This is a genomic window from Pseudomonas sp. R2-60-08W (genome assembly GCF_003852335.1).
Lineage (GTDB): Bacteria > Pseudomonadota > Gammaproteobacteria > Pseudomonadales > Pseudomonadaceae > Aquipseudomonas.
Genome location: NZ_CP027731.1, coordinates 2,426,987 through 2,440,148, shown reverse-complemented (window position 1 = coordinate 2,440,148; position 13,162 = coordinate 2,426,987). Strand labels below are relative to the sequence as shown.

The following is a 13,162-nucleotide window of genomic DNA, read 5'->3' as shown; positions in this document are numbered from 1 at the left end:
GAGCTTGCTCCCGCTGGGTCGCGAAGCGGCCCCGTCTACAGGTTCTGCGGTTTACCTGATATACCGAGGTGTCTGGTTTTGGGGCTGCTTCGCAGCCCAGCGGGAGCAAGCTCCCTCGCCACAGTGTCTTTCCAACAACAATAAAAGGACGCACCACCATGAAGTCATTCAAACGTACCCTGCTCGCCACCGCCCTGGCCCTGCTCGCCCTGCCGGTGATGGCCGATTCGGCGCACCCGAAAATCGGTTTTTCCATCGACGACCTGCGCCTGGAACGCTGGTCCCGAGACCGCGATTACTTCGTCGCAGCGGCGGAAAAGCTCGATGCCAAGGTGTTCGTGCAATCGGCCGATGCCAATGAGCAGAAGCAGATCTCGCAGATCGAAAACCTCATCTCCCGTGGCGTCGACGTGATCGTTATCGTGCCGTTCAATGCCACGGTGTTGACCAACGCGGTCGCCGAAGCCAAGAAGGCCGGGATCAAAGTCGTGTCTTACGACCGCCTGATCCTCAACGCGGACATCGACGCCTACATCTCCTTCGATAACGAAAAAGTCGGCGAAATGCAGGCCAGCGGCGTGCTGCAAGCGGCGCCCAAGGGTAATTATTTCCTGCTCGGCGGCGCGCCCACCGACAACAACGCCAAGGTGCTGCGCGAAGGCCAGATGAAAGTGCTGCAGCCGGCCATCGACAAGGGCGATATCAAGATTGTCGGCCAGCAGTGGGTCAAGGAATGGAACCCCACCGAGGCGCTGAGCATTGTCGAGAACGCCCTGACCCGCAATAACAACAAAATCGACGCCATCGTCGCCTCCAACGACGCCACCGCCGGCGGTGCGATCCAGGCCCTGGCCGCGCAGAAGCTGGCAGGCAAGGTGCCGATTTCCGGGCAGGACGCTGACCTGGCGGCGATCAAGCGTGTGATCGACGGTACCCAGACCATGACCGTCTACAAGCCGCTCAAGTTGATCGCCACCGAGGCGGCCAAATTGTCGGTGCAGCTGGCGCGCAATGAAAAGCCCACCTACAGCTCGCAATACGACAATGGCAGCAAGCAGGTCGACACCATCCTGCTCACGCCGACGCCGCTGACCAAGGCCAATATCGACGTGCTGGAGAAGGACGGGTTCTACACCAAAGAGCAGATCGCCGGGCAATGACCGCTATGGCCGCCGATTACTTGCTGCAAATGAACGGCATCGTCAAAAGCTTTGGCGGTGTCAACGCCCTCGACGGCATCGACATCAAGGTACAGCCGGGGGAATGCGTCGGCCTGTGTGGCGAAAACGGCGCCGGCAAATCCACCTTGATGAAGGTGCTGTCGGCGGTGTACCCGTATGGCACCTGGGAGGGCGAAATCCTCTGGGACGGGCAACCGCTCAAAGCCCAGTCGATCAGCGAAACCGAGGCCGCCGGCATCGTCATCATCCACCAGGAACTGACCCTGGTGCCCGACCTGTCGGTGGCCGAGAACATCTTCATGGGCCACGAGCTGACCCTGCCCGGTGGGCGTATGAATTACCCGGCGATGCTGCACCGCGCCGAGGCGTTGATGCGCGAACTCAAGGTGCCGGACATGAACGTCGCGCTGCCGGTGTCGCAGTACGGCGGCGGCTACCAGCAACTGGTGGAGATCGCCAAGGCCCTCAACAAACAGGCGCGCCTGCTGATCCTGGACGAGCCCTCTTCGGCCCTGACCCGCTCGGAAATCGAGGTGCTGCTCGACATTATCCGTGACCTCAAGGCCAAGGGCGTGGCCTGTGTGTATATCTCGCACAAGCTCGATGAAGTGGCCGCCGTGTGCGACACCATTGCGGTGATTCGCGATGGCAAGCACATCGCGACCACCGCCATGGCCGACATGGACATCCCACGGATCATCACGCAGATGGTCGGCCGCGAGATGAGCAACCTCTACCCCACCGAACCCCACGAGGTGGGCGAGGTGGTGTTCGAAGCACGCAACGTCACCTGCTACGACGTCGACAACCCCAGGCGCAAACGCGTCGACGATATTTCGTTTGTGCTTAAGCGCGGCGAAATCCTCGGCATCGCCGGGCTGGTGGGCGCCGGGCGTACGGAACTGGTGTCGGCGCTGTTCGGCGCCTACCCCGGCCGCTACAGCGCCGAGGTATGGCTGGAGGGCCAGGTGATCGACACGCGCACGCCGCTCAAGTCGATTCGCGCAGGGCTGTGCATGGTGCCCGAGGACCGCAAGCGCCAGGGCATCATTCCCGACCTGGGCGTGGGCCAGAACATTACCCTGGCGGTGCTCGACACCTACGCCCACCTGACCCGCATCGACGCCGAGGCCGAACTGGGCAGCATCGATCAGCAGATCGCCCGCATGCACCTCAAGACAGCCAGCCCGTTTCTGCCGATCACCAGCCTGTCCGGTGGCAATCAGCAAAAAGCCGTGCTGGCGAAAATGCTGATGGCCAAGCCCAAGGTGCTGATCCTCGATGAGCCCACGCGCGGGGTAGATGTGGGGGCCAAGTATGAGATCTACAAACTGATGGGCGCGCTGGCGGCCGAGGGGGTGTCGATCATCATGGTGTCGTCGGAGCTCGCCGAAGTGCTCGGCGTGTCCAACCGCGTGCTGGTGATCGGCGACGGCCAGTTGCGGGGTGATTTCATCAATCAGGGGCTCACCCAGGAACAGGTGCTCGCCGCTGCGCTCAGCCAAAATAACAATGATCGGAAGACCGCGTAGATGAATCAGGTCAAACACCTTTTCACCCGCTACAAAATGCTCGCCCTGGTGATCGCCGTGGCGTTCATCTGGTTGTTTTTCAGCTGGCAGACCGACGGCGGCTTCCTTACGCCGCGCAACCTGTCCAACCTGCTGCGGCAGATGTCGATCACCGGGATCCTGGCGTGCGGCATGGTGCTGGTGATCATCAGCGGCGAAATCGATTTGTCGGTGGGTTCGTTGCTCGGTTTGCTGGGTGGGCTGGCGGCGATCCTGGATGTGGTGTACCACATCCCGCTGCTGGCCAATCTGAGCCTGGTGGCGTTGTGCGGCCTGATGATCGGCCTGGCTAACGGCTACATGACCGCCTACCTGCGCATCCCCTCGTTCATTGTCGGCCTGGGCGGGATGCTGGCGTTTCGCGGGATCTTACTGGGCATCACCGGCGGCACCACCATCGCACCGGTGTCGCCGTCGCTGGTGTACGTCGGCCAAGGCTACCTGCCGCACACCGTGGGCATCGGGCTGGGCGCAGTGCTGTTCGCGCTGACGCTGTTCCTCACCTGGAAACAACGGCGCAACCGCGCCCTGCATGGCCTGGCCGCGCACTCTCTGGTGCGCGACGTGCTGCGCGTGGTGCTGATCGGCGCGGTGCTGGCCGGGTTTGTCACCACCCTCAACAGCTACGACGGCATCCCGGTGCCGGTGTTGCTGCTGCTGGTGCTGCTCGGCGTGTTCAGCTACGTCACCAGCCAGACCGTCTTCGGCCGCCGCGTGTATGCGGTGGGCAGCAATATGGAAGCCACGCGGCTGTCCGGCATCAACGTGCAGGCGGTGAAATTGTGGATCTTCGGCATCATGGGCGTGATGTGCGCCCTCGCCGGCCTGGTCAACACCGCCCGCCTGGCCGCCGGCTCACCGTCGGCGGGCAATATGGGCGAGCTGGACGCCATCGCAGCGTGCTTTATCGGCGGCACCTCGATGCGCGGCGGGTCGGGCACGGTGTATGGCGCCTTGCTCGGGGCGTTGGTGATTACCAGTTTGGATAACGGCATGTCGATGCTGGATGTGGACAGTTACTGGCAGATGATCGTGAAGGGCAGCATCCTAGTGCTGGCGGTGTGGGTGGATGTGAGTACGCGGGCAGGTCGGCGGTAAACCCTGTGGGAGGGGGCTTGCCCCCGATGGCGGATTGCCAGTCGATATTCATTCAGCTGATACACCGCTATCGGGGGCAAGCCCCCTCCCACATTGTCCTCATTTTTCCACGGGGATGATCGTTCCAACGCGGGAGCGTGGAAACGATCGGTGTCTGCGGTCAATCCTTCTCGACCAGAGCAGTGTTGCCGTCCCATCCGCCACCCAGCGCCGCAATCAATTGCACGCTCGCCATCAGCCGCGACTGCAGCAAGGTCAATACCGTGCGCTCGTTGCTCAAGGCCGTCGCCTGCACGGTGACCACGTCCAGATAAGCAATCAGCCCCGCTTTGTACTGGTTTTCGGTCAACCGCAACGACTCGCGGGCAGCCTCCAGCGCTTCGTTGCTGACTACCGCTTCGTCCGCCAGCACCTTGAGCTGCACCATGTAGTTTTCCACTTCGCGGAACCCATCCAGCACGGTCTGACGGTACTTGGCCACGGTCTCGTCGTAACTGGCCACGCTGCGGTCGACTTCCGCCGAGCGCTGGCCGCCGTCGAACAGGGTCATGGCCAGCTTCGGGCCCACCGACCAGAAGCGGTTCGGCAGGCTGATCCAGTCTGCATAGGTGCTGCTGGAATAGCCCCCCGCCAGGCTCAAGGTCAAGTCGGGGTAATAGGCAGCCTTGGCTACACCGATATTGGCGTTGGCCGCAATCACCGAGCGTTCCGCCGAGGCAATATCCGGGCGACGCTCCAACAGGTGCGACGGCAGGCCGACGGGAATCTGCGGCAGTGCAGGGATGTCTTTGCTCACGGCCAGGCTGAAATTGGCCGGTGCTTCACCGATCAATACCGCAATGGCGTTTTCCAGCTGCGCGCGCTGCCAGATCAGGTCGATCAGGCTGGCCTGGGTAGTTTTGAACTGGGTCTGCGCCTGGGCGATGGCGTCCTTGCCGGCCACACCGGCGCGGTATTGGTTTTCGGTCATTTGCAGCGAGCGCTGGTAGGTGTCCAGCGTGGCTTGCAACAAGCGTGTCTGTTCGTCCATGACCCGCAACTGCAAATAGCTCTGCACCAGCTCCGACTGTTGGCTCAGGCGCATTGCGGCCAGGTCGGCCGAGCTGGCCTCGGCGCTGGCTTCGTTGGCCTCCAGGCCCCGACGCAATTTGCCCCAGACATCGGCTTCCCAGCTCACGCCCAACTGCGCATTGAGGGTGTCGCGAATACCACTGCTGGAGCTGCTGAGGCTGGCGCTGCTGCTGCCGGTGCCCTGGCTGGCGCGGGTTTTACCGACGCTCAGGTCGACGCTGGGGTAAAACGCCCCGCGAGCACTGCGCACCAGTGCCTGGGCCTGGCGAAAGCGCGCCTCGGCCTGGGCGACGGTCTGGTTGGAGGTGTTGAGGCGCACCACCAGGTCGTTCAATTGGCGGTCGCCGTACAGCTCCCACCATGCGCCACGGGCCAGGGAATCACTTGGATTGGCCTGGCGCCAGCCCTGGGCTTGCTTGAATTGTGCCGGTTCGACCACGGCCGGCCGCTGGTAATCAGGACCGATGGCGCAGGCGCTCAGTAGCAACGCCAACCCCACTGTAGGAGCGAGCTTGCTCGCGAAGATCGTCAACGATAACGCGCCGAACCTGGAAGAACGCGGTGCGTGCAGGTTTTTCGCGAGCAAGCTCGCTCCTACAGTGGGGTTGGCGTTGGTTGAATCGGTCATAGCGCAGTGTCCAGGGCAGCATCGGTACGCACGCCGCGCCAGGCATTGAAGCGGTGGCGCGCGCGGTCAAGATAGAGGTAAACCACCGGAGTGGTGTAAAGGGTCAGGATCTGGCTGAACACCAGGCCGCCGATAATGGTCAGGCCCAGGGGCTGGCGCATTTCCGCGCCGTCGCCGGCGCCGAGCAGCAATGGCAAGGCCCCGAGAATCGCCGCCAGGGTGGTCATCAGGATCGGGCGCAGGCGCAGCAGGCAGGCGCTGCGAATCGACTCCAGCGGGCTCATGCCGTCATGACGCTCAAGCTGCAGCGCCAGGTCGATCATCAGGATCGCGTTTTTCTTCACCACCCCGATCAGCAGGAACAATCCCAGCAGTGAGATCAGGCTGAACTCCCCGCCCAGCAGGTAGATCGACAGCAACGCGCCGACCCCGGCCGACGGCAAGGTCGACAGGATCGTCAGCGGGTGGATATAGCTTTCATACAGAATGCCCAGCACCAGGTACACCGCCACCAACGCACCGAGAATCATGAACGGCTGGCCCTTCTGGGTCGCGGCGAACGCGTCGGCGGTGCCGGCCATCTTGGCGATCACATCTTCCGGCAGGCCGACCTTGGCAATCGCGCGTTCGATGGCAGCAGTGCCCTGCTCCACCGTGACGCCGGGCGCCATGTCGAACGCGATGTTTTCCGAGGCGAACTGCCCTTCATGGCTGACGCGGTCATCGGCCAGGCTGTTCTCATAATGGGCAATGGTCGACAGCGGCACGCGCGCGCCATCGGCGGTGATCACCTGCACCTGGTTAAGGGTGATCGGGTCCTGGGCATATTTAGGGTTGACCTCCATCACCACCTGATACTGGTTGAGGCTGTCGTAGATCGTGGAAATCTGCCGCTGGCTGTAGGCGTTATTCAGCACCGAGGTGACCATGTCCATGTCGATCCCCAGGCGCTTGGCCTGATCGCGGTCGACGATCAGCGTGACCTGGGCCGCGCCGCGTCCTTCGCGGGCGTCGATGGCGGTCAGCTCCGGCAGTTCACGCATGGCGGCCACCACTTTCGGGTACCACAGGCGCAATGCGGCCAGGTCACCGCTTTGCAGGATGTAGGAGTACTGCGCGCTGGTCTGGTCGCGGCTGCCACCAAACTGCAGGTCCTGGTCGGCCATCAGGAACAGGCGCCCGCCGGGCACCAGCGGTACCTCCTTGCGCAAGCGCTCGATCACCGCCTGGGCCGAGACCTTGCGCTCACCGATGGGTTTGAGGCGCACCAGCATCACCGCATTGTTGATGCCACTGTTGCCGCCGATAAAGCCGGCCACGCTGAGCACCGCCGGGTCCTTGAGCACGGCCTGGCGAAAAATTTCCATCTTCGGCTGCATCACATTGAACGACAGCCCGTCATCGCCGCGCACAAAACCGATCAACTGGCCGGTGTCCTGCTGGGGCATGAAGGTTTTCGGCACCACCACGTACAGCGCGATGTTCACGCCCACGGTGACCAGCAGGCTGAGCAGGGTCAGGCGTCGATGACGCAGCACCCAGTCCAGGCTGGTGGCATAGGCGGCGACCATGCGCTCGTTGATGCGGTGGCTCCAGCGCTGCAACCCGGTCATGTGCCCTTTGACATGGGGCTTGAGCCAGCGCGCGCAGAGCATCGGGGTCAGGGTCAGCGACACGATCAGCGAGACGATGATCGCCGCCGACAAGGTGATGGAAAACTCACGAAACAGGTTGGTGACGATCCCGCCCATGAACAGGATGGAGAGAAACACCGCCACCAGCGATACGTTCATCGACAGCAAGGTAAAGCCGACTTCCTCGGCGCCCAGGTAGGCAGCCTTCATCGGCGGCACGCCCTCGTCGATATGCCGGGAAATGTTCTCCAGCACCACGATGGCATCGTCCACCACCAGGCCGGTGGCCAGGATCAGCGCCATCAGCGAGAAGTTGTTCAACGAAAACCCGTACAGGTACATCACCGCAAAAGTGCCCACCAGCGACACCGGCACCGCCAGGGTGGGGATCAACGAGGCGCGGAAGTTGCCCAGGAACAGGTACACCACCAGCACCACCAGGGCCACGGCGATCAGCAGGGTCATTTCGGCTTCGTGCAAGGTGGCGGTGATGACCGGCGAACGGTCCATGGCCAGGTTGAGCTTGACGCTGGACGGCAACACCGCCTGCAACGCCGGCAACTGCGCCTTGATCTGCCGCACCGTCTCGATGATGTTGGCGCCGGACTGGCGGTTGATCACCAGCAGCACCGCCGAATCATTGTTGAAAAAACCGCTGTTGTAACGGTCTTCGACGCCATCGCTGATCTTCGCCACATCGCTCAGGCGCAGCGCCGCGCCATTCTGGTAGCGAATCAGCAGCGGCTCGTAGTCCTTGGCTTTTTCCAACTGGTCGTTGGCCTGGATCTGCCAGTTGCGCTCGCTGTCTTCCAGGGAACCCTTGGGCCGGCGCTGGTTGGCGTTGGCGATGGTATTGCGCACATCGTCCAGGGCCACGCCGTACTGGTCGAGGGCCTTGGGCTCCAGTTCGATGCGCACGGCCGGCAGCGAACTGCCGCCGATCTGCACTTCACCCACCCCCGGCACCTGGGACAGGCTCTGGGACAGGATGGTCGAGGCCAGGTCGTACAGCTGGCCCTTCTGCAGCACGTCCGAGGTCAGCGACAGCACCATGATCGGCGCCTGGGACGGGTTGATCTTCTTGTACGTGGGCATGCTGCGCATGCCGCTGGGCAGCAGGTTGCGCGACGCATTGATCGCCGCCTGCACTTCCCGCGCCGCGCCGTTGATATCGCGGTCGGAATCGAAAGCGAGGATCACCCGCGTCGAGCCCTGGCTCGATGAACTGCTCATGGTGGTGATGCCGGCAATCGCGCCGAACGAGCGCTCCAGCGGCGTGGCCACGGTAGACGCCATGACCTCGGGGCTGGCGCCGGGCAAGCTGGCCGACACCACGATCACCGGAAAGTCGATCTGCGGCAACGGCGACACCGGTAGCAGGTTGAAGCTGACGCCGCCGAGCAACATGATCGCCAGGCTCAGCAGCATCGTGGCTACTGGCCGGCGAATGAACGGTCCGGACAGGTTCATGATTCAACCGGCTCCAGGCTCTGCGGTTCCTTGCGCCAGCGCCGTCCCAACCGATCGAAATACAGGTAGATCACCGGCGTGGTGAACAGCGTCAACACCTGGCTCACCAGCAACCCGCCGACCATCACCAGGCCCAGTGGCTGGCGCAGTTCCGCACCGGAACCGCTGGCCAGCATCAGCGGCACCGCACCGAACAAGGCGGCCAGGGTGGTCATCAGGATCGGCCGGAAGCGCAGCAGCGCCGCCTGGTAAATGGCGGTCTGCGGGTCCAGGCCCTGGTTGCGCTCGGCGTCGAGGGCGAAGTCGATCATCATGATCGCGTTCTTCTTGACGATACCGATCAGCAAAATGATGCCGATGATCGCGATCATGCCCAGGTCATTGCCACTGAGCAGCAAGGCGAGCAAGGCACCCACCGCCGCCGAGGGCAAGGTCGAGAGAATGGTGATCGGGTGGATATAACTCTCGTAGAGCACGCCGAGCACGATGTACATGGTGACCACCGCCGCCAGGATCAACAGCAAGGTGCTCGACAGCGAGGCCTCGAACGCCTGGGCCGCGCCCTGGAACTGGGTCTGCACGCCGACCGGCATGCCGATGTCCTTCTGGGTCTGGTTGATCAGCTCCACACCTTTGCCCAGCGCAACGCCGGGGGCCAGGTTGAACGACATCATCACCGCCGGGAACTGGCCGATATGGGCAATCGCCAACTGCGCCTGGCGCTGCTCCACATGGGCCAGGCTCGACAGCCGTACCTGGCCGCCGTCGGTGGTCTTCACATGGATCTGGTTGAGCGCGGCCGGGCCCAGGGTCTCGCCCGATTGGGCCTGCAGTACCACGCGGTACTGGCTGGCCTGGGTGTAGATGGTGGAAATCTGCCGTTGGCCGAAGGCGTCGTACAGCGCGTCGGTGATGGTCGAGACGCTGACGCCCAGGCGCGAGGCGGCATCGCGGTCGATCACCAGGTACACCTGCAGGCCTTTGTCCTGCAGGTCACTGGCCACGTCGGTGAGTTCCGGCAACTGGCTGAGGGCATGCACCAGTTTGTCGCTCCACAGGGCCAACAGCTCGGCGTCCGGCGACGACATGCTGAATTGGTACTGGGTGCGGCTGACGCGGTCTTCAATGGTCAGGTCCTGCACCGGCTGCATGAACAGGCGGATGCCCACCAGCTTGTCGATTTCCGGCTGCAGGCGCGCGATCACCTGCGTCGCGCTCAAGTCGCGCTGCCCGTGGGCCTTGAGGTTGATCAGCAAGCGGCCGCTGTTGAGCGTGGCGTTATCACCGTCCACGCCGATGTAGGACGACAGGCTTTCAACCGCCGGATCGGCCAGGATGATCTTCGCCAGTTCCTGCTGGCGCTGGCTCATCGCCGCAAAGGAAATCGATTGCGGCGCCTCGGAAATGCCCTGGATCACGCCGGTATCCTGCACCGGGAAAAAGCCCTTGGGCACCACCAGGTACAGCACCACCGTAAGGCCCAGGGTGGCGATGGCCACCAGCAGGGTCAGCGGCTGGTGCCTGAGCACCCACTGCAACTTGCGCCCGTAGGCTTCGATCAGCCAATCGATCCAGGCGCCGCTGGCCTTGTAAAAGCGGCCCTGCTCCTCTTCTTTCGGCTCACGCTTGAGCAAGCGCGCGCACATCATCGGCGTGAGCGTGAGGGACACCACCAGGGAAATCAGGATCGCCACGGCCAGGGTAATGGCGAACTCGCGGAACAGGCGCCCGACCACATCGGCCATGAACAGCAGCGGGATCAGCACGGCGATCAGCGACAGGGTCAGGGAAATCAGGGTGAAGCCGATCTGTTTGGCGCCTTTGAGCGCGGCGGCCATGGGCGTCTCGCCTTCCTCGATGTAGCGGGAGATGTTCTCCAGCATCACGATGGCATCGTCCACCACGAACCCGGTGGCAATGGTCAGGGCCATCAACGTCAGGTTGTTGACCGAGAACCCCGCCAGGTACATCACGCCAAAGGTGCCGATCAGCGACAGCGGCACGGCGATGGATGGAATAAGCGTGGCGCTGACTCGGCGCAGGAACAGGAACGTCACCAGTACCACCAGGACAATGGCGATCAGCAATTCGTGCTGCACGTCTTTCACCGACGCGCGGATGGTCTGGGTGCGATCGGTGAGCACCGTCACGTCCAGGCCCGCCGGCAGGTTGTCGGTGATACTCGGCAGCAGCGCCTTGATACGGTCCACCACCTCGATCACGTTGGCGCCCGGCTGGCGCTGGATATTGAGCAGCACGGCCTGGTTTTCATTGGCCCAGGCAGCAAGGCGCTCGTTTTCGGCGCCGTCGACAATTTGCGCCACGTCTTTAAGGCGCAGCGGCGCGCCGTTGCTGTAGGCCAGGATCAGTTCGGCATATTGCTGGGGCGAGACCAACTGGTCGTTGGCATCGAGCATCGACACCCGCGTGGGGCCGTCGAAATTGCCCTTGGGCTGGTTGACGTTGGACGCGGCGATCAAGGTGCGCACGTCCGACAGGTTCAAGCCGTTGGCCGCCAGGGCCTCGGGGTTGACCTTGATGCGCACGGCCTGGCGCTGGCCACCGGCGATGCTGACCATGCCGACACCGCTGATCTGCGCGATCTTTTGCGCCATGCGCGTGTCGACCAGGTCATTGAGCTTGGGCAGCAGCATGGTCTTGGAGGTGATGGCCAACGTCAGTACCGGGGTATCCGCCGGGTTGACCTTGTTGTACACCGGCGGCGCCGGCAAATCCTTGGGCAGCAGGTTGGTGGCGGCATTGATCGCAGCCTGTACCTGTTGCTCGGCGACATCCATGTTGATGTCGAGGTTGAAGCGCAGGGTCAGCACCGACGCGCCGCCGGAGCTGGTGGACGCCATCTGGGTCAGGCCGGGCATCTGCCCGAACTGGCGCTCCAGCGGCGCGGTGACTGCGCTGGTCATCACGTCGGGGCTGGCGCCGGGGTACAGCGTCATCACCCGAATCGTCGGGTAGTCCACCTGGGGCAAGGCCGACACCGGCAACAGGCGATAGGCGATGAGGCCGGCCAATACAATGGCCAGCATGCTCAGCGTGGTGGCGACCGGGCGAAGGATGAACAGGCGCGACAGGTTCATGCGCCGACCTTTTGCGCCTTGCCGCCGTCAGTGCCGGTCTCCCCTTTTGCCGCGGGTTTGCCTTGCAGGTGTTCGGTCGGGGTGGTCGGCACTTCGCTGCTGTCGTTGACCACTTCGATTTCACTGCCGTCCTTGAGACGGTCGGTGCCTTCCATGACCACCCGATCACCCGCCGCGAGGCCTTGCTTGATCACGGTGTTGTCGCCATCGGTGTCGCCCACCACCAGCGGCTGGACCTTGACCTTCTTGTCGCCATCGAGCTTGTAGACGAAGGTGCCGTTGTTACCGAACTGGATCGCAGCGGAAGGTGCCAGTACCACGTTGTGCAAGGTGTCGGCCAGCAGATGCACATTGACGAACTGATTGGGGAACAGCGCCTGATCCTTGTTATCGAAGCGCGCCTTGAATTTCAAGGTGCCGGTGGTCACGTCGATCTGGTTGTCCAGGCTTTGCAGCACGCCCACCGCCTGCTTTTTCGCGTCGCCACGGTCCCAGGCTTCCACCGGCAGTTTGTTGCCGGCGTGGTAACGGGCCAGCACGGTTTCCAGGGTATTTTCCGGCAGGGTGAAGGCCACGCTGATTGGTTGGGTCTGAGTGATCACCGCGAGGGCGGTAGTGTCGTTGGCGGCCACCAGGTTGCCGACATCGAGCTGACGCAGGCCGACGCGACCGGCAATGGGTGCGCGGATCTTGGTGAATTCAAGGTTCAGCTTGGCATCGTCGACCGCGCCCTGGTTGGTCTTGACCGTGCCCTGGTACTGCATCACCAGCGCTTCGGCGGTGTCCAGGGTTTGCTTGGCGATGCTGTCCTGGGCATACAGGCCGCGATAACGCTCGACGTCGACCTGGGCGTTTTTCAGCTGGGCCTGGTTCTGCAACAACGTGCCTTGGGCCTGGAGCAAGGCGTTCTGGTAGCTGCGCGGGTCGATTTCCGCCAGCAGGTCGCCGGCCTTGACCATTTGCCCTTCTTCAAAGGCGATCTTCACCAGCTCACCGCCCACCCGGCTGCGCACATTAATGGTGTTGAGCGCCGTCACCGTGCCCAATGCCTTGTAGTACACCGGGAAATCACCCAGTGCCGCAGGCGCCACCCGCACCGGCACTGGGCCGGTGGCACCGCCAAACCCTGGGCGCGCCATACCGGTCTTGCCGGTGTGCCCGGCCGGCGCGTCTTTACGGGCCGCACCGTTGGGCCAGAATTTCCAGCACAGGCCGGCGATAACCAGCAGCACGAGCAGGCCGAACAGCCAGCGACGGGAGTTGCGGGGGGAGGATTGCATGGAGTGATCAACCATTGGGCGCGAGAGCTTCTTCTTTGGGAGGCTGAAAGATAAGCACTGGGGTGCGTTTAGAAAAGCACCTTTACCGGCTATTTACCTTGGGCTTACAACTTTTAACTGCTGATCTTGGT

7 protein-coding genes are annotated in these 13,162 nt (G+C 63.0%); 3 read left to right on the top strand and 4 right to left on the bottom strand.

Annotation, left to right across the window (positions count from 1 at the left end; genetic code table 11):
* Nucleotides 1-158: 158 nt before the first annotated feature.
* Genes xylF through C4J90_RS11185 form a run of 3 tightly spaced genes read left to right on the top strand, consistent with a single transcriptional unit; the run spans nt 159 to nt 3,850 of the window.
* Nucleotides 159-1,160, top strand: coding sequence for a D-xylose ABC transporter substrate-binding protein (gene xylF, locus C4J90_RS11195; RefSeq protein ID WP_057721949.1), 1,002 nt, complete (start codon nt 159-161; stop codon nt 1,158-1,160).
* Complete coding sequence (xylG, locus tag C4J90_RS11190; RefSeq protein WP_124419773.1) at nt 1,157-2,713, top strand: D-xylose ABC transporter ATP-binding protein; 1,557 nt, start codon at nt 1,157-1,159, stop codon at nt 2,711-2,713. Before xylF ends, xylG begins: the two co-directional genes overlap by 4 nt.
* Nucleotides 2,714-3,850, top strand: a complete 1,137-nt coding sequence (locus tag C4J90_RS11185) for a sugar ABC transporter permease (protein WP_124414436.1) — start codon at nt 2,714-2,716, stop codon at nt 3,848-3,850. It abuts the gene before it with no gap.
* A 160-nt stretch (nt 3,851-4,010) separates the two neighbouring features.
* Here C4J90_RS11185 and C4J90_RS11180 read toward each other — a convergent pair whose 3' ends face one another.
* From C4J90_RS11180 to C4J90_RS11165, 4 genes are read right to left on the bottom strand one after another with little or no spacing between them, the layout of a single operon-like run.
* Nucleotides 4,011-5,549, bottom strand: coding sequence for an efflux transporter outer membrane subunit (locus tag C4J90_RS11180; RefSeq protein WP_124419772.1), 1,539 nt, complete (start codon nt 5,547-5,549; stop codon nt 4,011-4,013).
* Entirely contained in the window at nt 5,546-8,653 is a 3,108-nt protein-coding gene (locus tag C4J90_RS11175) for an efflux RND transporter permease subunit (protein ID WP_124419771.1), read from the bottom strand. Before C4J90_RS11175 ends, C4J90_RS11180 begins: the two co-directional genes overlap by 4 nt.
* Complete coding sequence (locus C4J90_RS11170) at nt 8,650-11,751, bottom strand: MdtB/MuxB family multidrug efflux RND transporter permease subunit (RefSeq protein ID WP_124419770.1); 3,102 nt, start codon at nt 11,749-11,751, stop codon at nt 8,650-8,652. The genes C4J90_RS11175 and C4J90_RS11170 overlap by 4 nt, the downstream gene beginning before the upstream one ends.
* Nucleotides 11,748-13,046 (bottom strand): MdtA/MuxA family multidrug efflux RND transporter periplasmic adaptor subunit, encoded by a 1,299-nt coding sequence (locus tag C4J90_RS11165; protein WP_124419769.1) that lies wholly within the window; start codon nt 13,044-13,046, stop codon nt 11,748-11,750. Before C4J90_RS11165 ends, C4J90_RS11170 begins: the two co-directional genes overlap by 4 nt.
* Between the last annotated feature and the right edge of the window lie 116 nt (nt 13,047-13,162).